General features: G+C 51.7%; 21 protein-coding genes. 14 read left to right on the plus strand and 7 right to left on the minus strand.

The genetic code is table 11. The features are described from left to right. Positions 1-39 precede the first annotated feature (39 nt). On the plus strand, positions 40-966 hold the full coding sequence (locus FYJ66_RS04460; protein WP_154572310.1) for a DMT family transporter: 927 nt from the start codon (positions 40-42) through the stop codon (positions 964-966). 67 nt (positions 967-1,033) lie between these two features. Here FYJ66_RS04460 and FYJ66_RS04465 read toward each other — a convergent pair whose 3' ends face one another. Together FYJ66_RS04465 and FYJ66_RS04470 are read right to left on the minus strand one after the other, a co-directional pair. After that, a complete protein-coding gene (locus tag FYJ66_RS04465) occupies positions 1,034-1,525 on the minus strand; it encodes a hypothetical protein (RefSeq protein ID WP_154572311.1) in 492 nt (163 codons plus the stop codon). A 16-nt stretch (positions 1,526-1,541) separates the two neighbouring features. After that, positions 1,542-2,804, minus strand: a complete 1,263-nt coding sequence (locus FYJ66_RS04470) for an ArsB/NhaD family transporter (RefSeq protein WP_154572312.1) — start codon at positions 2,802-2,804, stop codon at positions 1,542-1,544. Positions 2,805-3,107: 303 nt separating this feature from the next. On the opposite strand from FYJ66_RS04470, the gene FYJ66_RS04475 reads away from it, so the two are divergent. The 13 genes from FYJ66_RS04475 to arsS all read left to right on the plus strand — a co-directional run bounded on the left by FYJ66_RS04475 (position 3,108) and on the right by arsS (position 18,334). Then, complete coding sequence (locus FYJ66_RS04475) at positions 3,108-6,770, plus strand: MucBP domain-containing protein (RefSeq protein WP_154572313.1); 3,663 nt, start codon at positions 3,108-3,110, stop codon at positions 6,768-6,770. A gap of 334 nt (positions 6,771-7,104) precedes the next feature. Next, entirely contained in the window at positions 7,105-7,974 is an 870-nt protein-coding gene (locus tag FYJ66_RS04480) for a TVP38/TMEM64 family protein (RefSeq protein WP_465250557.1), read from the plus strand. An 18-nt stretch (positions 7,975-7,992) separates the two neighbouring features. After that, the gene (locus FYJ66_RS04485) at positions 7,993-8,739 is read left to right on the plus strand and encodes a TVP38/TMEM64 family protein (protein ID WP_154572314.1); all 747 of its coding nucleotides are present in this window, start codon (positions 7,993-7,995) and stop codon (positions 8,737-8,739) included. Further along, entirely contained in the window at positions 8,736-9,734 is a 999-nt protein-coding gene (locus FYJ66_RS04490; RefSeq protein WP_154572315.1) for a (Fe-S)-binding protein, read from the plus strand. The genes FYJ66_RS04485 and FYJ66_RS04490 overlap by 4 nt, the downstream gene beginning before the upstream one ends. After that, positions 9,734-11,779: a TIGR04283 family arsenosugar biosynthesis glycosyltransferase gene (locus FYJ66_RS04495; protein ID WP_154572316.1), complete on the plus strand. Its 2,046-nt coding sequence runs from the start codon at positions 9,734-9,736 to the stop codon at positions 11,777-11,779. Before FYJ66_RS04490 ends, FYJ66_RS04495 begins: the two co-directional genes overlap by 1 nt. After that, a complete protein-coding gene (locus FYJ66_RS04500; RefSeq protein ID WP_154572317.1) occupies positions 11,779-13,902 on the plus strand; it encodes a glycosyltransferase in 2,124 nt (707 codons plus the stop codon). Before FYJ66_RS04495 ends, FYJ66_RS04500 begins: the two co-directional genes overlap by 1 nt. Further along, complete coding sequence (locus FYJ66_RS04505; protein WP_154572318.1) at positions 13,899-15,203, plus strand: O-antigen ligase family protein; 1,305 nt, start codon at positions 13,899-13,901, stop codon at positions 15,201-15,203. Before FYJ66_RS04500 ends, FYJ66_RS04505 begins: the two co-directional genes overlap by 4 nt. Beyond that, complete coding sequence (locus tag FYJ66_RS04510) at positions 15,200-15,385, plus strand: hypothetical protein (RefSeq protein ID WP_154572319.1); 186 nt, start codon at positions 15,200-15,202, stop codon at positions 15,383-15,385. The genes FYJ66_RS04505 and FYJ66_RS04510 overlap by 4 nt, the downstream gene beginning before the upstream one ends. 15 nt (positions 15,386-15,400) lie before the next feature. After that, the gene (locus FYJ66_RS04515; RefSeq protein WP_154572320.1) at positions 15,401-15,892 is read left to right on the plus strand and encodes an MBOAT family O-acyltransferase; all 492 of its coding nucleotides are present in this window, start codon (positions 15,401-15,403) and stop codon (positions 15,890-15,892) included. 39 nt (positions 15,893-15,931) lie between these two features. After that, entirely contained in the window at positions 15,932-16,351 is a 420-nt protein-coding gene (locus FYJ66_RS04520; RefSeq protein WP_154572321.1) for a hypothetical protein, read from the plus strand. Positions 16,352-16,516: 165 nt separating this feature from the next. Beyond that, entirely contained in the window at positions 16,517-16,942 is a 426-nt protein-coding gene (locus FYJ66_RS04525) for a hypothetical protein (protein ID WP_154572322.1), read from the plus strand. Between the two features lie 76 nt (positions 16,943-17,018). After that, a complete protein-coding gene (locus FYJ66_RS04530; RefSeq protein WP_154572323.1) occupies positions 17,019-17,348 on the plus strand; it encodes an arsenosugar biosynthesis-associated peroxidase-like protein in 330 nt (109 codons plus the stop codon). Positions 17,349-17,359: 11 nt separating this feature from the next. Then, on the plus strand, positions 17,360-18,334 hold the full coding sequence (gene arsS, locus FYJ66_RS04535) for an arsenosugar biosynthesis radical SAM (seleno)protein ArsS (RefSeq protein WP_465250558.1): 975 nt from the start codon (positions 17,360-17,362) through the stop codon (positions 18,332-18,334). An 18-nt stretch (positions 18,335-18,352) separates the two neighbouring features. Here the strand turns inward: arsS and FYJ66_RS04540 are convergent, their stop codons facing one another. The 5 genes from FYJ66_RS04540 to FYJ66_RS04560 all read right to left on the minus strand — a co-directional run bounded on the left by FYJ66_RS04540 (position 18,353) and on the right by FYJ66_RS04560 (position 23,701). After that, entirely contained in the window at positions 18,353-19,597 is a 1,245-nt protein-coding gene (locus FYJ66_RS04540; RefSeq protein ID WP_154572324.1) for a glycosyltransferase, read from the minus strand. Next, positions 19,594-21,057: a flippase gene (locus FYJ66_RS04545; protein ID WP_268878600.1), complete on the minus strand. Its 1,464-nt coding sequence runs from the start codon at positions 21,055-21,057 to the stop codon at positions 19,594-19,596. The genes FYJ66_RS04540 and FYJ66_RS04545 overlap by 4 nt, the downstream gene beginning before the upstream one ends. After that, the gene (locus tag FYJ66_RS04550; protein WP_154572326.1) at positions 21,026-22,108 is read right to left on the minus strand and encodes a glycosyltransferase family 2 protein; all 1,083 of its coding nucleotides are present in this window, start codon (positions 22,106-22,108) and stop codon (positions 21,026-21,028) included. Before FYJ66_RS04550 ends, FYJ66_RS04545 begins: the two co-directional genes overlap by 32 nt. Then, entirely contained in the window at positions 22,105-22,764 is a 660-nt protein-coding gene (locus tag FYJ66_RS04555) for a YdjY domain-containing protein (RefSeq protein WP_154572327.1), read from the minus strand. Before FYJ66_RS04555 ends, FYJ66_RS04550 begins: the two co-directional genes overlap by 4 nt. A 115-nt stretch (positions 22,765-22,879) precedes the next feature. Next, entirely contained in the window at positions 22,880-23,701 is an 822-nt protein-coding gene (locus FYJ66_RS04560; RefSeq protein WP_154572328.1) for a polysaccharide deacetylase family protein, read from the minus strand. Positions 23,702-23,858 lie beyond the last annotated feature (157 nt).

Genomic DNA, 23,858 nt, shown 5'->3' on the forward strand with positions numbered 1-23,858 from the left:
ACTTCTGCCCAGCATCTGGAATAAAGAAGGGGGAAAACGATGACGGAAAAAATGAAAGGCAGTCTTGCCCTTCTCCTTGCCTCTGTTATCTGGGGAAGTGGCTTCGTGGCCGCAAAAATAGGCTCAGGAACCATGAGCTTTTTCAGCTTCAATGGAATGAGATTTCTGGCAGCTGTCTTGATACTCTTGCCCTTCGCAGTCAGGGACATTGGCCGGACCGGATATTTCAGCCAGAAGGGAAATGGCTACGAGCTGGCCCGGGTCCGCCGCATCAGAACTGTTACGGGAAGCCTGGTATGCGGAATTCTGCTGGCAGGGGGAATCAACCTGCAGCAGGCGGGCCTGGGCCTGTGCAGCGCAGGCCGCTCCGGATTCATTACAATCTTGTATGTAATAATTGTTCCAGTAATGGGAGTGGTCGTAGGCAAAAGGCCGGGGCCCCGGCTTTGGATCTGTGTGGCAGTGGCCGTAGCTGGCTTCGCTCTTCTGAGTTTGAAAGGCGGCAGTCATGGCATAAGCACCGGGGATATTCTGCTTCTGATTTCAGCGGTGGTCTATTCCTTCCAGATAGTGGCCTTGAACCATTACGTCACTGCAAACAGCGGTGTGATCCTTTCCTTCGGCCAGCTGGTGGTATGCGGTGCTCTTTCCCTGGTCCTCGGGGCGGTCTTTGACGGATATACCCTGGAAGCTGTGAGAGCCAGCATGCTGCCCATCTTGTATACGGCTGTGTTTCCTACGGCCATTGGCTTCTCCTTCCAGACCATAGGACAGGAAAAGGTTCCCCCTGCAGTTGCCTCTCTCATCATGAGCCTGGAAGGAGCCTTTGCCGCAGTGTTCGGTGTTCTGATCCTTCACGAATCCATGACTCAAAGGGAGCTTCTGGGCTGCCTCCTTATCTTTGCCTCGGTTATGGTGGCACAGCTGCCAACAAAGGAGGAGAGGGAGCAGGAAAAAGCAGTTTGAAATAATTAAATATGATGGCAGAAACAAACCAGGCCACCCCAATTGGTTAAATGGGGTAGCCTGGTTTTTAAAGCTTTTCTATGGTCAGTGGAGATTCTTCCTTGATCTGATCAAGGGCCTCCTGAAGTTTGTTAACATTGGAATCCAGATACTGAAGGGATTCATCACTGGTCCGGCGCTCCAGGAACAGATGCTCCAGCTCTCTGTTAAAGTGGGAAATGTCTTCAGACAGGCTGATGAATTTCCCGAACTGGCTGCTGGTGCAGGCTCTCCTGAACTTGGCCAGGTCTTTACCGATGTAATCCAGTACATCCTGTTCGTCGAAAAACAGGCCCAGAACCATAGGATATGGTGCCACCCTGCTGAGGTAGGTGCTTTCTCCGTCTCTTGCCTCAAAAACGTAGGTGAGTTTCAGGGACCTTTCCGGATGTTCTGTAAGGTGTTCTTCGTCTTGTATCAGAAATTTTACTATTGTCACTTTTGCTGGACTGGTTTTGATGCTGAATGCACCCATCTGCTTCAGCATCATTACCGCAATGTCGTTACTTGTTCTATCCATAAGTATCTCCTTTTTCCTAGAGAGCATATCTTACGAGAAGGAAAACTGTTGCTATGACTACGGACATAAGCATGAACGGAAATCCCACTCTCAGGTAGCTCTTGAATGTAATAGGGTATCCGTGCTTGTTGGCAATATCGGAAAGAACTACGTTGGCAGACGCGCCTATCATGGTTCCGTTTCCTCCCAGACATGCACCCAGGGAAATAGCCCACCAGAAGGCCTCCACGTTCATTCCCTGCTGCTGCATGGTAAGGACCAGAGGAATGAGGGTAGCCACAAAGGGGATGTTATCCAGAACTGATGACAGAAGGGCAGATGCCCACAGAAGCACCAGCATGGTCAGAATGTAATGGCCTTCAGTGGCGCTAATGAGCCAGCTGGAGATAGAGTGGATAACTCCGGTGCGCTCCAGGCCTCCAACTACTACGAAGAGGGACATGAAAAACACGATTGTGGTCCACTCTACTTCGCTGATGATCTGATCCACTTCCTGATGGCCGATTATAAGCATGATGGCAGCTGCTCCCAGAGCTATCATGCAGGAGTCGAATCCCAGTTTGTCGTGGATAATGAAGCCGATGACTACAAGGACCATTACTGCAATGGACTGTTTCATCAGCTTGCGGTTGGTGATGGACTTGTCAGGATCAAGATTCATTACTGAAGTCTTGTTTATGGGACCGGACTCCAGCTGTTCTTTGTACAGGAACTTCATCACAATGATCTGAGCGATGATAATCAGAACGGCAGCTGCGCCAGTGTTGGCAATGAAGTCCATGAAGGACAGTCCGGATGCGCTTCCAATCATGATGTTTGGCGGGTCACCGATCATTGTGGCTGTACCGCCTACGTTTGAGGCCAGTATCTGCATCATCAGAAATGGAACCGGGTTGATTTCCAGCATCCGGGCGATTGCAATGGACATAGGGCCCACCAGCAGAACTGTGGTTACGTTGTCCAGGAATGCAGACAGAATGGCGGTGATAAGAACAAAGGCAATCAATATTTTCCAAGGGTCTCCCTTGGCTGCCTTTGCCGCTTTAATAGAGATATATTCGAACATGCCGGTAGTTCTGATAACAGCAACAACTATCATCATTCCCACCAGTACGCCGATTGTGTTGAAATCGATGTAGCCGATGGCCTGTTTTCCTGTCATCACGCCGCAGATAACCAGAAGAACGGCGCCGGCAAGAGCCGCAGTGGCCCTGTGAAGCTTTTCAGTCATTATCGCACCCATGACCAGGACGAAAACGACAATCGCAAAAATCTTCATTTGACTTGTCTCCTCAATAATACTTTATTTTGTTAACCTGTTTATTTTACTATGTCTCAGGGCATTGTAAACCCTGAAACTGGTTTGCTGCCGGGCAGTGTAAGAGATTCTTTTGAAAAATAAAGATAGACGTTAATTATTTGACAACGCAAACATATAAATACTATTGATTATTGTAAAAATCCATAATTGTTAAACACGTATGAGACAGATGATACCATCGGTATAAGAAGGCCGCTTTCAGGCAGAGGTGCCTTCCGTATACGATTACTTTATTTCTAAGAATGACCAAAGGAGTTTAGTATGACGCAAATCATCAAGAAGGGAATGGTTCTCTTCATGTCTGCTGTCATGTTCCTCTGCTGCGGGGCGTTTGATTTTTCATACGTGGATGCAGCTACGTGGAACCCGTTTTTTGATGGAAAATGGACGGATGCAAACACGTTCACCATCGATGTCGGCGAGACAGTGAAGACCAACGAGAATACGAAGTCTCTCATCAAATGGGAGAGCGGAGATGTTGCCCTCGCAGACGGGGATACCGTTACGGCTGAGGGGACCAAGATAAAGATACACGTCGCCGCAGGTTATTCCAGTGTCAGCAAGTATTCATCACTGAGCTTTGAGCCGGGATCCATAACCGATGCAAATGGAAATACCTTTAGCAGTGCGATGTCTGCTTATACCTACAATGTAGATTCCGCCATCACCGGGCTTTCCGCAGTCAGCACTAAGATCCCTGCAGAGGGAGGAAAGGTGACCGTGAATGTTGCCGGAAGGCTTCTGGACATGGACAGCAGCTTTTCATTCAAGGTCTACATTGACGGCAGTGCACCGACAGATTTCATCTACACTGATTTCAAAGTCAACAGCGCCACATCGGGAACTCTGACCTTTACGGCTCCGGCTAACACGGACGCAAAGGAGCACGTTTACACCGTCAAGGCAAAGAAGGGCTTTAATTCTCCTTATGCAGATATCGACCAGTCCTTCCAGATGACCCAGGCTGCAGGCTCCGGCGAGACACCTTCCAAGGATCCGGCCATCACCAGCCTGTCCTACAGCGCCACGTCCTTCACATCTGCTGGCGGTCAGGTGACAGTCACCGTGAAGGGAAGCAATTTGAAGGACCTCACTAAGGAAAATCTGCCGTTCACCCCTAAGCTCATGACCTCTGTTTACTACGAGGATCAGGGCACGTATGGGAACACAGATGTACTTGGAGACTACACATGGACCGCTGTGGATGATACACAGGGCACCATCACTTTCACTCTGCCTGAAAACACCGAAACAACAGATAAGACATATACTTTCAAAATGAAGAAGGGCGCGAACGGTTATTACGACACCGCAGAGCTATCCGGCACAGATCAGACCCTTACGGTTGCAGGTAAAGCGGCCACCGTAAAGAAGTTCACACCTGTTATCGAGGAATCGAACTGGATCGACAAGAACACCATTAAGATCCACTTCGCAGACCCTGTATCCCTAGCATCTGACGCAAAGGCGAAGATCCAGTTTGCATATAAGCCTCTTGCTGCAAAGGATATGATCACCGCATCCGGCAACGATGTGATTATAACCATCGCAGGGGGATACGAATACGGAATCGTCGTCTTCGGTGAAGGTGCTCTGACAAATGGGAAGGGCGCTGTATCTAATGAGGTGAAAACATATCCAAACGCAACATCCAAGGTGACAAAGGTGGCCTTCAACAAGACATCCTTTGACAGCAAGGGTGGAGAGGTGTCCGTGGACGTTACAGGTACCTGCCTGAACTTTGGGGATTTCGATCTCCTTCCTGTCCTGTACTGCGACGGCTCAGAGGCCACAGATGTAAAACTCAATTACACGGTCAAGGATTCATCCAGCGCTTCTCTCACGTTCACACTTCCTGAGAACACAGGCGACAATGCCAAGTCCTACGAGCTGAAATTCAAGAAGGGACAGTGGGGTGCAGCTTCCAACAAGGATATAGAAGGGATCACACCACTGACCGTAGCGGGCAAAACCGGAGGCCAGACCACAGATCCTGAGAAGAAGACCTTCAAACTGGACGTAGACGACTGGTCTGCTTCGAATTACGGAGATGGAAGGATTGTTGTTACATTCAACAAGAACGTCAGTCTCAACCCGGCAGTGAACATCAACGATTACATTTACTTCAGCTACGGTTATGAGGGATCAACTACAAGGACGCTCACAGCTGATGACAAGGTATCCATGGACGGAAATGTGATGACGATCCAGCTCAAGGATACTGAGGCAAGTATACCGGGATATCTGTGCGTCAAGGCAGACGGGCTCAAAGACAAGAGCGGCGCTTTCCTGGGCGACTACACCAAGGGCGTAGACCACAAGACCTACATCAAGAACGGAGCTCACATCGACTCCATGTCCTACAACAAGATCACCTTTGACAGCAAGGGAGGCGAGCTGGTGGGTACCATCAAGGGAACCCAGCTGGACAAGAGCAGCCCTGCCATTAACTTCCAGATCTTCAGGAACAACGACAAACTCTCCACGGCAGATATGAATGTGGATGTTACTGTAAAGGATCCGACCACCGCAGAGTTCCGGGTAGTCCTGCCTGAGAACAAGACAGACAAGCCGGTCTCCTACAGGATACTGCCAAGGGTGGACGGAATAAACGCATACACCGCTTACATCAAGGGATATGACGTCATCACAGTTCTCCCTGCAGGAGCGGATCCTAATGCCAGCGTCATCTCATCCATCACCATCAGCGGTGGAAACGATGTGGACGATGCACCGGACGTTCTGGAGACCACAATGGACTCCGGCGTTGTATCGTACAAGCTCAACGTTTATATCAGGGGAGCGAACCTGAGCAGCAAGAAGACTGCTGTAAAAGTAGTGGACGAGAACGGCATAGAGTGGCCGGCTCATCCGGTGTTCGAGTGCGGCGCCACTATCCGCTGGCAGAACTCCGCTTCTTATCTTCCTGAGCTGGATTCTAAGAACGAGCAGGCCATCGAGATGCTGGCCCCAAGGGCTCTCGGAAAAGATCACACCTTCAAGCTCTACTTCGCTCCTGACGGAAAGAACTTCCAGGATTCCCCGGTGGGAACAGTGATAGTTCACAACGATCACGTGATCGACATTCCAAGCGGCTTCACATACGAGCAGCTGACCCAGCTGAAGTCTGTAAAAGTTAAATACGTGGACGAGCAGGGCAACGAGATCGCAAAGACAGACGAGTATCCGGCATATGCCGTAACCGAGCTGTATAACCTGGGGATCAAGGCGAAGGACATCAAGGGATATACCTTGAAGACATCCACCCCTGATCCGGACACTCTTAAGGAATACCTGAAGATGCCTGACCAGAACGAGGACGGCCAGTATACAAACGCCAACTACTTCGTTGCACATCTTGGAGATGATCCGGTGATCACCTACATCTACTCCAGGGATAAGACCGTTCCTGCAGACCAGTACTGGGTGGCAGAAGGCGACAAGGCTACATGGACTAAGGGGTCTGACAGCGGCCTCAAGATCAGGTTCCAGTATGGTGACAAGGCGGCAGACGAGGCCAACGGCACATTTGACAAGTTCACTGGCAAGCTCACTCTGGATGGCAGAGACCTGAAGGCAGACCAGTTCACAGCCTCCAAGGGAAGCCTGAACGTTGAGCTGAACCCTGAGCTCATGAACAGCCTGTCCGCCGGAAAGCACACCCTGACAGCCGAGTTCACAGACGGTTCTGCAACAGCCGAGTTTACGGTAGCAGCTGCCGGTACATCCGGCGGTAACGGAGAGAGCAGTAACGTGCAGCCGGGAAAAGGCGGTAAGACCACCGTTCAGACAGTGAAGACGGTAAAGACAGTCAATGCCGTGCGCACTGGTGACGAGTCATCTCTCGGACTGTATGCAGTCGTGCTGATGATCGCAGCAGGACTGGCTCTCGTGATCAGCTACAGAAGAAAGGCAAGCAAATAACAGTATATTTCTGATAATCTCTTCTTGACCGGAGGAGATTTAAGAGAACATTTAGACCCCATCCACCGATGATCCAGATGGGGCCGGTCGTATGAAAATGCTTTGGAGGGGCGGTTTCACCTGACGGGTGCGGCCGCTCCTTTTGATTTGCTGAAAAATATAACATCGGGCAATTATAGAAAAAACTAATAACAGCGATGCATTATCATGTGAGACCGTGACGAAGGGGAGCATTACCGATATACTTTTATGGACAGTCAGATCCCAGGGCGGATGAAAATGCCGGGGATCCGGCTGACAATTCTTTTCGAGATGATAATTTGAGGAAATTCCCATGACTGAAGAACGTACAAAAAAAACAGCGGAGGCTACTGAACGCAGGGAGGCGGAAGTTACGGAAGCCAATGGGGCTGCGGAGAGAGCCAGAACCGAAAAGAGCCGCATGTCCAGGTGGATCCAGAGGATCTTGATCATAGTCCTGATCGGTGCGGCCTTTGGGTGCTACTACCTGATCCCCTCTGTCCACGTTGGCATGAACAAGGTGTTCCACATGTTCGCTACGGGAGACTTCCACCAGGTGGAGGCCTTCGTCCAGTCCTATGGCAGATACGCCATGGCCATATCCTTTCTGCTGATGATACTTCAGTCGGTGGCGGCGCCCCTGCCGGCATTCCTGATAACCTTTGCCAATGCCAGCCTCTTCGGCTGGTGGCAGGGAGCGATACTGTCCTGGACCAGCGCCATGGCAGGTGCTGCAGTATGCTTCTGGATAGGAAGAGTCCTGGGAAGAGACGCTGTAATAAAGCTTACATCAAAGGCGGGACTGGAGCAGGTGGATAGATTCTTTGACAAGCACGGAGCTATGAGCATCCTCATCGCCAGGCTCCTGCCGTTTATCTCCTTTGATATCGTCAGCTATGCCGCCGGCCTTACATCCATGTCTTTCTGGAGTTTTTTCATCGCCACAGGCATCGGACAGCTTCCGGCAACCATCGTATATTCTTATGTAGGAGGAATGCTGACAGGAGGGAGCCGCAAGCTGGTGATGGGCCTGATGATTCTTTTTGCACTTTCCGCCCTGGTAGTCCTCATGAAGCAGGTCTACAACGAGAGGCAGGGTAAGGGAATCCGCAGGAGACATGGAAAAAAGGCAGACGAAAGTAGCCAAGACACCGGGGCCACTGAAGAAAAGGAAGGCGAATAGCCGGGCGGAGCGATATCCATGAAAGAAAACAACAGAATCAACTGGAAAAAGCTGATTAAACCCTGTATTTTTGCGGCAGTCATTCTGGCAGTGTTTCTGCTGAACAGGAGATACGGCTGGTCAGACTACATTACAGATCCCCGGTGGTATCAGCGCCTTCAGGAGACTATGAAGGAGGACTATCTAGAAGTTGTGGCCATCTACATGGTGGTGATGATTGTGGGCTGCGTGGTATTGGCTCTGCCGGGAGTAACCTTCGCCATAATAGCGGGCACTCTTTTCGGACCATGGATGGGGACATTCTTGTGCTCCATATCCGCAACCATAGGTGCAATCCTGGCATTCCTCGTGGGACGATTTTTCCTGAGGGACAGCCTCAGAGATAAGGTGATGAAAAACAAGTACATTAACCGCCTCCTCTTCGATGAGAACACAAAGAACGAGATGACGGTGCTGATGGTCACAAGGCTGGTGCCTGTATTTCCATATAACCTGCAGAACTTCGCCTACGGGATTACAGACATAAGCCTTGCCAAGTACTCACTGGGGACTTTCGTATTCATGATACCAGGCACGGCAATGTACACCTTCGGGACTTATGCCGTGATTGATGGGAGCAACAGGATTTTCTACGCCGGGGCAACTGTGGTGATTGCGGCCGTGGTCATAGTGGCCAGCAAGCTTTTGAAAAAGAAGTACGTGGGGCCGGAGGACGGTCACGAGAAAACCGAAAACAGACAGAAAACAAGTGAGACGGACCAATGACTTACGAAATAGACAGATACAAAGAAATGACCAGCGCCTGCATAAACTGCGGAGCCTGCAGGGATAACTGCAGCTTCCTTAGAAAATACGGATGCCAGCTGAACGATGTGGAGAAGCTGGCGCCCCTGGCGTACCACTGCTCCATATGCGGAAAGTGCGACCAGGTGTGCCCTGTGGGCATTAAGGGCACAGAGCTTTTTATGGAGATGCGCCGGGAGCACGTGGCCCTGGAGGATGGAGTCTACGACCCGGGGCGGTATTCCGGAATGCTTAAAGAAAAAAGCGACTACATATTCAGGAACTACAAGAAGGCCGCCGGAAAGACCGTAATTTTTCCGGGATGCAATTTTCCTTCACTTTTTCCAAAGACAAACAAGGCCTTTGCCGCAATGATGAAGAGAGAGTACGGCTATGGCATCGCCTACGACTGCTGCGGCAGACCTTTGGGACTTCTTGGGCTTGAGAAGGACGAGGAGCGGATAATAGACACGATAAGAAAGAATCTTGGGGAAGCCGGCGCCGAGGAGATCCTCACCATGTGCCCCAATTGCTATTACTACCTGAAGGACAAACTGGGAATCAAGGTGGTCAGCGTGTACCGCAGACTGCTGGAACTGGGCATAGAGGTGGAAAAGCCTCAGGGTCTGAAGATTTTCATGCCCTGTCCCGACCGGGAGACAGGAGAGTGGTACCAAGACATTTCAGAGCTTCTGGGATACAGACCGGAGAAGGAAGAAGATGTGAACTGCTGCGGGCTGGGAGGCATAGCCGGAGCATGTGAGCCGGATCTCTCGAAAGAATACGCCGAGACAATAGGTAAGAAATACCCGGAGAAGGGGGAAAAGTTTCTGTGTACCTGCTGCGCTTCCTGCGCCGGTCAGTTCGGAAGAAACGGAGGAAACCTGCGGCACACTCTTTCCCTGATGATGGGAATAGACGAGAAGCCGGCGGTAAAGACATCGTACATAAACAGGATGATGACGAAATATAAGTGATGACAGACAGAATAGAGGAGAAAAAAGGAAAAGACAAGGCATATATTATTTTCACCAAGGTTCCGGAGCGGTGTAAGGTGAAGACCAGGATGAAGGCCTGTTACGATGATGACCAGTGTCTTGAGCTCCAGAAGGCTCTGATTATGGACGGGCTCAGAAGGGCAGGGAGACTGATGGAGAAAGAAGTCGCCCTGTTTTTTGCCTGGAGTGGAGAATCTTCGCATCTGGAAGAGATTGAGGCAATGACCGCAGAAGCAGGGGTGGAGATGAATTTTTTTCCTCAGAGAGGAGATGGCCTGGGGCAGCGAATGGATAACGCACTAAGAGAAGTGCTGGCAATGGGATACAGTAAATGCGTCCTGACAGGAACCGATTCTCCTCAGCTTAGCAGCGGGGATATTATGGATGCATTCAGGTGCCTGGAGGAGAGGGACATGGTGTTCACGCCCACCGAGGACGGGGGATACTGCCTGGTTGGGGCGCGGAGACCGTGCAGCCAGGCTTTTATGCTGGAGAGATACAGCCACGGTGCTGTGATGAAGGAGACTTTGGAGCGTATACCCGGGGACGTGACCTGGGAGCTTTTGCCGGAGACCTTCGACATAGATGTGCCGGCGGACCTGGAGCGGTTCAGACTGCTGGGAGAAGAGGAACCCGACGGCTTTTTTACAGGAAGGTCCTGCACCATGGAGTTCACTAGGAAATATCCTCTGATTTCTGCCATCGTGCCTCTATATAACGAGGAGGAGATGGCGGAGTCGATAATCCGCCAGTGCCGCAAGATCCGGAAGCCACGGGAGGTCATCCTGGTGGACGGAGGCAGTACGGACGGGACCGTGGAGAGGCTGAGAGCGGCTGTGTCAGAGGATGACGGGATACGCATCATCAGCAGCCCCAGGGGGAGAGGAACACAGCTCAACGCCGGGGCGGAGCTTGCCGCGGGTGAGATACTCTTCTTTTTTCACGGTGACTGCCAGCTGCCCGAGGATCCTGCAGGAGAAATAAAAACCGTGTTGAAAAATCACCAGTGGGGATGTTTTGGTGTCCGGTTCCACAGCCGGAACTTTTTCATGTATACGAATAAGTGGATCTCCAATTTCAGGGCCCGGAGAAGACACATTGTCTTCGGGGACCAGGGGATATTCATAAGAAAAGAACTTTTTCAAAAGGTTGGAGGATTCCCGCCAATCAGAATAATGGAGGATCTTCAGTTTTCCATAAACTTAAAGGCTATGGGGATCCCTCCGGGAATGGCGGAGCACCGTATTCTGGCCTCAGACAGAAGATACAGGGGATCTACGGTCCACAAGCTTCTGGTAATGAGAAACATGGCAAGGATGAGGAGAAGATACATGGAGGGCATGGATCCATGTCAGGGTGAGCTGGAATATGAAAGGCTTTGTCCTGACCGGAGGACCTGGAGAGAAAAGAATAATGGATATCTTCTTGTGAAGAGGATCCTGGACATCGTGCTCGGTATGACAGGTCTGGTGATGTTCTCTCCGGCCATGGTGATCACAGCCATTGCCGTAAAATTGCGCGGTAAAGGCAAAGTCTTTTACACCCAGGAACGCATGGGCTACCACGGAAGGCCTGTGATTATATGGAAGTTCAGAACAATGGAGGATAATGCGGACGAAATCGAAAGTTCCCTGGATCCTGTGCGGCGCCGTGAATACCTTGAAGAATACAGATTGAAGGAAGATCCCAGGGTGATACCAGGAGGAGAATTTATCAGGAAGTGGGGACTGGACGAGCTGCCTCAGCTCATCAACGTGATACAGGGCGGAATGAGCATCATCGGACCCAGGCCAATTCTTCCTGATGAGATGAAGAAATACACCGGAGAGGAGCTGGAAAGGCTCCAGAGCGTCAAGCCCGGATGGATGGGGTACTGGCAGGCCTACGGCCGTGACTGGGCGGGATACCAGGATGGCAGCAGGCAGAAAATGGAGCTGTGGTACGCAGACAACGCAAACCTGGCTCTGGATGTTAAGATATTTTTCAAGATGTTCACCGCAGAGGCAGTGAGGAAGATGAAGTGATGAAAGAAGTCAGGCAGATTGCCGCAGTGGTGGTGACATACAAAAGGGATGAACTTCTGGCCCAGTGCCTCAGATGCCTGTGCCTCCAGACGGCCGCTTCAAAAATGGACATCATCGTGGTGGATAACGGAGGAGCTGGTCGAAGTTCCCTCAGCCAGATCCCGGAGGTGGGGAACATTGACGAGATCCGCAACTTTCAGGATAAGGGAGGAAAGATCCTCTACCGGAACACAGGTGAGAATCTGGGCGGAGCAGGAGGCTTCAGCCTGGCCATGGAAGAGGCGGTAAGTCTTGAATACCAGCTGGTGTGGGCCATGGACGATGACACACAACCAGAACCTGAGGCCCTTGAGGCCCTTCTGGCAGTACATGAAGACAAGAAAGGCAAGTACGGATTTCTTTCCAGCCAGGCACTTTGGAGGGACGGCACCCTCAACAGGATGAACATCCAGAGGAGAAGCCTTACTATGAAGGTCAGGGATTTTCAGAGTCCGGCGGTTCCTGTGGTGATGGCGTCTTTCGTGTCGCTGCTGGTCCCGTCCTCCGTCATAAAAAACATGGGCCTTCCAATCAGGGAATTTGGAACATGGACCGACGACTGGGAGTTTACCCGCCGGATATCCAGAGTCTATCCCGCATGGCTGGTTAACGGAAGCCGGGTAATACACATGACCGGGGAGAACAGGGGTGCCAATATTGCCGCCGACAGAGACCGGCCGGTCAGCAGATACGAGACCATGTACCGCAATGACGTGTATCTGTACAGGCGGGAGGGCCTTAACGGTCTTATCTATGAGACCAGGCGGCTGATGGGCCACTGGTTCCGCATTGTATTTACTGCTCCGGAAAAAAGAAAACGGCTGGGCGCCATGTTCCGGGGCACCCGGGCGGGGATGAATTTTCGTCCGGATATCCGCTATCCGGAGGCCGGCCTCCAGGAAGGATGCTTTGATGGGATGCCAGGGGGACGGGCGGCAGTGCCCGAAAGCGTACAGGGCGGTGACCACCATAACACAACAAAAAAGAAGATCCTTCAGGTTTTCGGGGAACCCATATCCTTCGGGGGAGAGGAGGTCTTCGTCTCTGAGGTCCTGAAAGCCATGGACACCAGAGATCTTCAGGTGGACCTTTTCACGCCGTACTACTGTGACAACCCAAGAATTGTGACGGAAATGGAATCTCTGGGACATAGAGTGTTTACAAGAGGCTGTCCCTTCCGCCCGGGAGGCACCAGAAGGCAGGAGACCCGGGTCATGAGGGATTTCCTCAGGGCCTCGAGAGTGGATGTGATCCACATCCACTCTGGAAGTGTGACCATGCTCCGGAAATACTGCAAGCTGGCCAGGAGGTCCGGCATCAGGGACATTGTGGTTCATGCCCACTGCGCAGGCATTCCCAACATTTCACACACAATGACGGCCCTTTTTTCCAGGAGAGTACTTACGGAGTATCCATCACGCTGGCTGGCCTGTTCTGAGGCTGCAGGGCAGTGGATGTTTCCGGCGAAGATATGCAGGGAGAGACTCCAGGTAGTGAAAAACGGGGTGGATATCAGTCGGTTTGCATTTGATCCGGCGAAGAGGAAGAGAATCCGCCGGGAACTGGGAATCCCGGAGAGTGGAAGAGTCATCGGTTTTGTGGGCAGGCTCACAAAGCAGAAGAATCCCGGTTTCCTCATTTCAATAGCGAAAAATATCCGGAGCAGCTGGCCCGAGAATGATATCAGATTGCTGTTGGTAGGAGAGGGAGATCAGCGAATGGAACTGGAGAAGCAGATAAGCGGAAGTTCCATAGACGGGATGGTGATCTTCACCGGAAACGTTGAAAATCCCGAAGATTTCTACCAGGCCATGGATGTGTTCGCACTTCCCAGTTTGTTTGAGGGCTTTTCTATCGCCGCTCTGGAGGCACAGGCTAACGGCCTTACAGTTGTGGCTTCCACCGGGGTCGTGATGGAAAGCCAGGTGGCGGAGAACTTCCGCCGCATATCCCTTGAGAACAAGGGGGCCTGGGAAAAGGCGCTTATTGAGATGGACACAGGCCGCACTGATAATACTGAAAAGATCGAAGCAAGAGGGCTGGATATAAGAGAGACCGCAAGCCTTGTCAGGAGCATATATTGACTGAAAATACAATGAAAAAACAGAATAGGGACTGCGGCACATTCTGGCTCATCATCACCTACGCAGCGGCGGCCGCCATGGTAGTACAGTGCCGAAGCATCTGGATGCATCTGAGAGACTACGGCCCATGGGTGAACAGGAGCACCGCCCTGGTTCTGGGAATCTGTCTCATGGCGCTGGCTTTCAAGAACGACGGGGAAAAGAATGGACCGGGCATCCGGTGGTCTTCCATCAAGACGGGAATCATCATCATGCTCTATCTTTTGCTTTTCGTCCTGCTGGACCCGGTGAATTACCGCCGTGTCCTGCGCTGCGGACTCTTGCTGTGTTCTGTTATAATCTTTCTTGATTCCAGGGGAGGAAAAGAAAAGGCTGCTTCCCTTCTCGGAGCTTTCCGCGACGTGGTGGTAATCGTGGCCGGAGTCTCTGTGGTCTGCTGGTTTCTGCTTTCCCTGCTCCACCTGATACCATACCCGTGGTCCGGCAGCGTGTACGTGGACTGGTCAGATAACGGCAAGATTATATGGCGAACCCACTTTATGTACATATATTACGAAACCCAGTGGTTCATTACGGGCTACGTGGCCAGAAACTCTGCAATATTCGTGGAAGGCCCTATGGCCAACTATCTTTTTTCCCTGGCCTTCATGACCGACTTCTACATACAGGACAGCAGGGGGCCCAAGGCCCACAGGCGGTGCCGGATTATTCTGGCTCTGGCAATGCTCACAACTTTTACAGCCACAGGATGGTTTCTCATGGCCCTCATGTGGATTATGAAGAATCTGCCGGACGTGAGGAAGAAGAGGAGGTCCGCTGGCTCCTTCAGGGAACACCTGGCTCAGGAGAAGAAGATGATAGTACTGGTGGCCATGGTGCTGGCCTTCGTTGTGCTCCTCCTGTGGAACAAGACCACAACGGAGTCTTCATCCATCAGGCTGGACGACATCAGGTCAGGATTCAAAGCATGGCTCAGCAGTCCCCTCTGGGGCGTAGGGTTCGAAAATACCCCTTATATTGCCAGGTTCGCCTCCCCGTGGAGACTCAATAACCTGGGATACAGCAATTCTCCTGTGGAGGTGCTGGCGGAGGGAGGTCTCATGCTGTTTATCCCGTACGGCTGGGCCATCCTCAGAGGCGCGTCCAGGAGCTTCAGGTCAGGAAACTACGCCCACATAGCATTTGAGATCTGCTTCCTGTTGCTGTTTGCCGTTACTATCATTCCATACCAGTACATCACCATGCTCATGGTTTGTATGCTGATGCAGGATATGATCTCGTTCAGGGGAGGTCAGAAATGATATTCTCCAGCGTAACGTTCATTTTTCTTTTTTTGCCGGTTACACTGGCCGTGTACTACCTGATTCCGGACAGGCTCCTCAGACTGCGGAACACCTTTCTGCTTCTGGCCAGCCTGTTTTTCTACTGGTTCGGTGAGCCCCGGTTCGTGTTTCTCATGGCGGGGGCACTGATTTTCAACTGAGGAATGGTCCTGTGGATGGACCGGAACGAAGGGAACCAGCGAAAGGCTGTTTTTATAGTAATAGTGGCAGGGGATTTGAGCCTGCTTTTCGTCTGTAAATATCTGGCCTTCGTGGTGGAAAACCTTGACAGACTGCCGGCAGTGAACATCCCTGTGCCGGAGATTGTATTGCCAGTGGGAATATCATTTTTCACCTTCCAGGCCTTGCCTTACGTGACGGACGTTTTCAGGACACCGGGCAGCGCAGAAAAAAGCCTGGTGAATGTGGCTTTATATATCTCCATGTTTCCACAGCTTATCGCCGGCCCTATAGTCCGCTACGGAGATGTGTCTGAGAAGATCCGCTCGTTCCCTGTTGTGCCGGCAGCCGTCGTATGGCTGAAGAAAAACCTGGGTGGCGGCGGGTACCAGGTTATTTCAGGAATCACAATGGTATTGCTTATGGTCATATCATTTTCTTTTGTTATTAAAGGTGGCTATAGTCCCTTTATATATTTCCAGTTCTGATGGAGAATAGAGAGGGAGATTATTCTCCCGGGAGAACCCATGAAGGCACAGCGTTTTACAGCGATATTATTCATATTCATTGTAGGGGTGCTGTGCCTGGTGTCGGCACCGGCGGTACCCAGAATCCTGACCTACAGGGACACGGATTTTCAGGGTGTGCTGGGGGACCGCGGACAGGGATCCCGGTTGGACTCCGGGCTGTCAAAGGAGTTCCCGGCCCTGACCTTCTGGATGGGTGTATATGGAGAGGTTAACAAAACTCTGGGTATAAGATATATCCCGGATCAGGAGGTAGGTGTTGCTAAACTAGATGGGGGACAGCTTTCCTATGGCATTGACAGGCTGGGAGATAAGCGCCTTGACGAATATGTGGAAAACACCGCTACACTCAAGGAGAGGCTGGCGTCCCGAGGCGGCACTGATGGCCGCCGGTATCCTTGGCCACAGGCTAAACAGTGAGTACGGCCTGAGGTACGACGATTGGGCCTTCAATCCGGAAGCCTATGACAGGGCGACATACAGAAATTATTACCTGGGAGCCCTGGGGAAGAAGACCGGGGCCACATATGGGGGGGCACCGACGACTTCACTGTTCTGACTCCAGAAAAATCCCCGGACTTCCGGGTGACCTGGCGCAGAGACGGAAAGACCTTTTCCAGAAGAGGAAAATTTGCGGATTCCCTGGTGGACAGTAGAATCGTCACACGAGGCGACCTGTATCACCGGGTCTCCTATGACGCATACATGAACGGCAGGGGCGTTGTTGCTACTGTTATAAACGAGGGCTTTAAAAGTCGTGAAAAAAGCCCTGGCGGCATCAGGAGTTCCGCTGCCAGTGGCAGGATCCTCCTGGTGGGGGATTCATACTCCTGGTGCATGGTGCCGTTTCTGGCCATGAACTACAGGCAGGTCACTGCAGTGGATATGAGAGATTTTACAGAAATGTCGCTGTGGGAGTACCTGAAAAACAACACCTTCGACTGCGTGGTGATCGCGCATAACCCCGCATCCCTGGAGGGGCGGAACTTTTCTTTTTTCAGCAGAAAATGATATCCCGGCCGGTATGCCCGGCCTTGATATATAAACCGTTATTCAGATTTCCGATGTATTTGAAATGGAGGAAAAAATGGCTTACTACAACGAAGAGGATCTGGCGAAGTTCGGCACCATGGGAGAGGAAGCTCCTGAGCTGTGGAACAAGTTCATGGCCTATTACGGCGACGTTTTCGCAGAGGGCGCGCTCACCGCAAGGGAAAAATCTCTGATTGCCCTGGCCGTGGCCACTGCTCTCCAGTGCCCTTACTGCATTGACTCCTACACCAACGACTGCCTGAACAAGGGCGTGGACGAGGAGCAGATGACAGAGGCCATCCACGTGGCAGCAGCCATCAGGGGAGGAGCTACACTGGCTCACGGCCTTCAGATGAAAAATATCGTAAAAAAGCTTGAGTTCTAGGAGGAGCTGTTGTGAACGACCAGTTGAAAAGACTATCTGTGGTACCTGCCTTTGAGCCTCACATGGCAGATCCGGAGGCGGCGTACACCGACATCATAACGACCATGCAGGTGAACATTGGCCTGCAGTGTAACCAGGCCTGTAAGCACTGCCATGTGAAGGGCGGTCCGGACAGGACTGAGGCCATGTCCAGAGAGGTGATGGAGTGCTGCCTGGATGTTTTCCGGAACGACGAACACCTCAATACCATCGACATCACCGGCGGGGCTCCAGAGATGAACCCGGATTTCCGCTGGTTCCTGAAGGAGTGCTGCAAGCTGGCTGACACTGTATACGTGAGGACAAACCTGACCATCCTGGAGCAACCGGGATACGAGGACCTGCCGGAGCTCTACAGAGACCTTGGGGTCACCGTTTTCGCCTCCCTTCCGTATTACAGGGAAAAGGACGCTGACCGCCAGAGGGGCAAGGGCGTTTTCCAGAGCTCCATCAGGATGCTCCAGAAGCTGAACTCCCTTGGCATTGGAGAGCCGGGCGGCTCTGATCTCAACCTGGTGTACAACCCGGGCGGGGCCTTCCTGCCGCCGGAACAGGGCGCCATGGGTGACTTGTATCACCAGAAGCTCGAGAAGGACTTCGGCATTCACTTCACCAATCTTTTTGCTATAACAAACAACCCGGTGGGAAGGTTCGGAGACTTCCTGGAAAGATCCGGAAATCTTGAACGCTACATGAATACGCTGTTTGATGCCTATAATCCGGCGTCGGAGCCGGCCATGATGTGCAGGTTCCAGATCTCCGTAGGCTACGACGGCCGGATATTCGACTGTGACTTCAATCAGGCTGTGGATCTTCCGGTGACTACTAAGGAGACCATCTTCGACCTGAGAAAGCACGGAATCCAGAAGAGGCACATCGCCCTGGCTAACCACTGCTACGGCTGTACTGCCGGCCAGGGTTCCAGCTGCGGGGGTGCCACCAACTAGACAAATGATATAAGCAGATCAAAGATGTCTGATTTGTTCGAGAATACTGGCGGTGTTTTCACCGCGGCGAAGCCTGGCTCCTGTGAGCCAGGCTTTTTCTGCCATTTCTTCGTACTGAACGGCGGATATCTCTCTGCGTTTCGCCGGTATCTCTTCCAGGCTCGAGACTGCGAAGCCCAGGTCATGTTCCAGCACCAGCGGTGCCATTGCAGACTGATCCCACACGATGACAGGAATGCCGCAGGCCAGGAAAAGGCTTATCCGGTGTGGCGTGTTCACCCGGAGGTAGCTTCCGAAGGGGCCGGCGCAGGTGTCGGGGGAAGGTCCGTCCCAGAGTAGTCCGTAGGAGCCCTTCATGTGATCGATAAGATCGTCGGCCTGGAAGGCTCCGCCATATGTTATACGGCCTGGAACACCAGGCTCTCTGGCAGTATTTAGTTTTTTGCCGTCACGGGTTCCATAGCTCTGGGCACCGGCGGACTGCTGCAGCTCCGGCCTGTAATTTGGACCGTAGAGGATGAAGTCAGTACCGGCAGGGAGATGGTATGCATAGCCGGCCTTTACCGGATCCAGGTTAGTGGCGATTATAACGGGGCCGTCGGGACGGGGCGTCCCGACGTTTGATTTGCCGGAGTCCGCATCCGGAGAGAGGGGCGTCCCGCCGTCTGAAGGGCCTGAGTCCGTACTGGAAACAAGGGGCATTCCGCTGTTCCGGCGTGACTGCAGCCGCTGGAGCTGTTCATCAGGTATAAGGTAGTCAAAGAGGCCGAATTCCATGAAGGAGCTGTTGATTCCGCGGCTCTGGATCAGGCGGGTATAAGCCTGGTTGTGGGTGATGATCCCGTCGGCCTGCCGCAGGTAAGAAAGCTCCTGGTGTATCACATATGAGCTTTTCAGGCCGGAGTAGGTGGCAGGCCGGGCCAGTTCCAGGTCGGCAGCCAGGAATACGATCTTGATTCCGCGGCTTTTGAGTCTGCGGATAAGTGAGTCCAGGAATCCGAATTTTTCGTGGAGGGGCAAGAGTATGATCAGGGTGTCGCCGGTGCGCAGGGGGCCGCAGGCCTCCTGCCAGGTGCGGAGTATGGGGCGCTGGAGGGCCAGGCGCCGGGCGGGTGACAGGTGGTGTGTCTGGCGTTTTGAGGGTATGTTCAGCAGCCGGGCGCCGTTCCGGCAGAAGATGGTTTCTATGTCTTCTATGCCTTTAACTCCGGATGTCATTCTGGAGTCCTGATTCCACGGAACATAATGAGTGAAATAGTTCATAATTTTTTCCTCAGAAATTTTGTGTATGCGAAGTATGAAATGCCTCCGTAAATCAGGAGGAAAAGCGCTGTTTCTGCCAGGAAAAGCATCAAGTGACTGGTACTCACCAGGCTGGCAAATGCGGCGTGGCACAGTAGACCGGCTGCGGATCCAGGCAGAAGACCGGACAGTATTACCAAAAGCAGAGGGCCGGCCGGTATCCCTTCAAGGAACGAGCATTCTTTTTTTACCCCTGAAACTATAACTATAAGGACAATTACCTCAGAGACCAGGGTACTGATGGCCGCGCCGGTAGCACCCATGGCGGGAATCAGAAACAGATTCATCACTACGTCCACCGCTGCGCCGGCTGCCGCCCCCATAATCACCTGGTTTTCCCTGCCAAGGGGAATCAGAACTTCCATTCCCAGAATCTGGCTGAGACCGATGGGAATCAATGTGAACATGATGAAAGTCATTGGGAGCACGGCCCTTTCGAAGCCTCTGCCAGCCAGCAGCAGTATGGAATCCTCAGCAAAGAGTGCAAATAGCACCGAGACTCCGGAGGAGATAATCAGGCATGTTGATATAGCCCTTGTGATTGTCCGCCGGAAGGCATTCATCTCTCCAGACTCCGCCAGGTAGCTTGCTCGAGGCATGAGCACCGAGACTCCGGCAATCATCAGATTCACAAGTCCCAGCTTGATTTTTACGGCTGTGCCGTAGTAACCGGTTTCAGCAGCGCCGCCAATGGAACCCAGCATCAGCATGTCCAGATTAGTGTAGACGGTGGTCATTGCCGTGAGAAGAAAGAAGTGAATAGCCGGGCCCAGGTGCCGGAAGCTTTCTCCAGGTCCGGTAAGCCGGAGGTCTACGTGTTTTTTCAGGAAAAAAAGGTTGTACACTGATGCGGCGGCTGCAGGCACCATGGTGAGTGGGCCGTATATTATATAGTCCCCTGGATTCCTGGTGAGGAGGAGAATGGCACCGGCTGATGCCAGCTTGAAAAAGACGGCTCGACCGGTGAGAAAGGGATATTCTTCCAGACCCTGGAAAAGCCAGTCACTGTTTATTCCGTTAAGCAGCACTCCCAGCCCCATAAGGATGAGAAGAGTTTTCTCAGACCGGAGCATGGGAAGGGTAAAGGCTGTCATTGTCAAAAGCACAAATGATCCTGCAGAAAAAAGTATCTGCAGCCCCATGATGGAACTGGCGGTGCCAGACAGCACTTTGCGGTCATCTCTGACTCTGGCGCAGGCCCTGATGCCGTAGACGGGTATCCCCATCTGTGCCAGGAGCATGAAAACAGAAATCACGGACGATGCAAAGTAGACCCGGCCTGTTCCTGCAGGGTGGAGCACACGGCTTACGTAAGGAAGGACGATCAGCGGATTCACCACACCGGAAAGGGTGACCAGCACGTTCATGATCAGGTTTCGCCTAATAGAGTTATTCTGTTCTGCTTGTGGTTTTTTTAGCAAAATAAACGACCTGTCTCCAATGGAATATACGGTATTTTATCTTGAAGAATGCCGACATAACAAGAAAACCCAGAGGACCGGCTTCCATTCCAGATCTGGCAATCCTGGATCTCCGGGTCACATGGAAAAGATCCGGGCTGTCGGTCTGTATGGCCCGGTAGCGTTTTTTGAGGGTTCTGCGGCAACGGAGAGGCCGGGAGGAGAGCAGGCCTGTGAGCCACTCAAGCCTCGCCATGGAGCTGATCAGAAGCTCCACAGCAACCTTTTTTCCTCCTTTTAAGTCTTCATTTTTTCCCAAGTACATGGAAAAAACAAGTCTGCTGATTTTTACAGTGTCCGAAAAATGGGATGCAAGGAAGTCCTGGCTCATGCTCTGATCCGGCCTGTCAGTTCTGTATATGGATACCGGACTGTTCAGATAGCACAGAGTCCGGGTGTTTAGAAGCACGACCATGACCAGTTGGTTGTCAACATAGAAACAGTGGTGTGGAAAATTATGACAAGCTTCCAGAACCATGGCTCTTCTGCATGTTATCTCAAATATGGCCAGGCCTCTGCTCAGATCAGACTCCTCGATGGAGGCCGGATCAGGGGATAGCCCCGTATGGTTTTCGACTATAGTGTATCTGTCATCAGGAGATTCCTTTCGGGATCGCCAGGTAAAAAAGGGAGTGACAATCAGATCCGGTATTTTTTCCCGGAGTTTATTCAATTCTTCGATTCTATCCAGCAGACTTTCCAGCCCCTGAGTATTTACCTTATCGTCTCCATCCACCACTCTGAAGTAAAGGCCCCGTCCCCGGGTCAGGCTGTTTTCCAGAGAAGAGCCATAACCCTTATTTTCCTGGGATATGAGGCGGAATGTGCCCGGATACTTTTCTATAAAACCCTGTACAATCTGTGGCCCCTGGTCGGTGGAGCCGTCATCTGTGATAATTACTTCAAGCTCATCCATGTGCCGTTCATCAAGACACATGGATTGAAGGCATTCCTCAAGAGTGGAAGCAGCGTTATAAGCTGCAACGGAAATTGTGAGTAGTTTCTTCATCATTCAAGAGTGAAGGTGACCTTCACCTTCTGAGCATCCTTCGGGGCAGTGTCCTTGTCCAGCTTCATGTTTACCTTGCCGGAGTCAATGTCGTTAAAGGCATAAGCGGCGTTGGAAGTTATGCCGGCCCAGCAGCTGTTCAGACAGAGAATGCAGCCGGAGCCAGCTTTGTCGATGTTTTTCTTATTGCCGGAAAATCTGATATCGGTATCAGGATGTTTTCCGCCGTTTGTGACGAGAATGCTGCTCAGTTCTACTGGCTCATCCTGACCTTTCCAGGTCAGGGTGACTTTTACATTCTGACCATCGGTGTACTCACCGTCTTTAAGTTCTTTGTCAGTGGTGTTCCAAGGGGTGCCGCCCACCTTTTCCAGGGCTTCATGAAATTTTGCAGGGGTGCATCCAGTCACAAACATGGCGTGCCTGGCCATCTTCCCGTCGTTAAAGACTACACAGTGCATTGTGTCTTTATCTGTAAATTTTCCCTGAGTGGTGGCAGTGATTGTGACTGATTTTGAGGCTTTATCTGTCTTAATCTGGGACAGGCTCTTATCTGTTGACTGTTTCGAGCCGCAGCCTGCCATAACTGCTATCATAATCGCTGCTGCAGCAATGACTCCGGTGACCTTCCAGAGTTTTCTTAAATTTTTGGCTTTCATAATTATTATCCTTTCGATTCAAATCACTAAATTCTTTTCTCTCCAGCTCCTTCCTTACAGCAGGTCTGGTCATTTGCCATTCACGGGAAAGCAGGCGCCCTTAAGACCATATCCATCAATCATTTTTAAGCCACCTGAAAAAAACAACTTCTGTATTCACATCTCCCCGTACTCCGATGCGGGGGAGACGGAACACATTGTCCGTCTGTCTTACCCCTCGCTGCTGGCCGTAAAGAAATGCCATTTTATATCCGCTTTCTCTGGCAGCGGACTCGAAGCCCCCGGTCCCGTAGCCGTAAGGGTAGGCGATGACATCTCCATCTTTTCCAAGGACTTTCTCCTGCCTCTGGAAATCTCTGAGAATCCCGGGATATTTCGTGCGGTATATCACGGCGTTCTTGTTGGAATCGTGATGGAGCCCGTAGGAGTGTGATTGGAACTCCAGCTCCGGGCAGTTGCGGCCCATCTCCCGTATAGTATCCAGACTCACGTAGGCCAGAGGATCTATTGAATTCTGATGCTCTGTGACCATGTTGCCAATGACGAACATGGTGGCCTTGATGTGGTACTTTTTCATAATGGGCAGGCCGTAGCGTATCACGTTGTAGTATCCGTCGTCAAAGGTGATGGCCACCGTCTTCTTTGGAAGATCCAGCTGACCCTGGTGCCAGCGGTACAGCTCATCCATGGATATTGTTCGGTAGCCGTGATTGTGGAGCCAGCCCATCTCCTTTTCGAAGTCGCTTGTCTTTGTCCACAGATCTTTTTCCTTTGAAAGAGAGTGGTATTCGTTGTCAGGGCATATCCGGTGATATGTAAAAACAGGAATTTCTCTGGCGTAAGGGTTCCGGTTGACCTGGTATCTGTGGATGCCGGCAGGCAGCAGTGCAGCGATGAGGAAGAAAATGAGAACTGTTTTGATTTTCTCTTTCTGCATGTCTCACCGTCCTTTCAAGTGTTACTAATGAATTATACACAGGGGAGAAAAACCCGGCAAATAGGGGAATGGCAGGCCTGGACGAAAAGCCCTGAATGTCAGTTGAAACCGCAATGCATAAAAATATGCGATAGAGATAATAGAAACAATAGTAAAT

The organism is Allobaileyella intestinalis (assembly GCF_009695865.1).
In the GTDB taxonomy this organism is placed as follows: domain Bacteria; phylum Bacillota; class Clostridia; order Peptostreptococcales; family Anaerovoracaceae; genus Allobaileyella; species Allobaileyella intestinalis.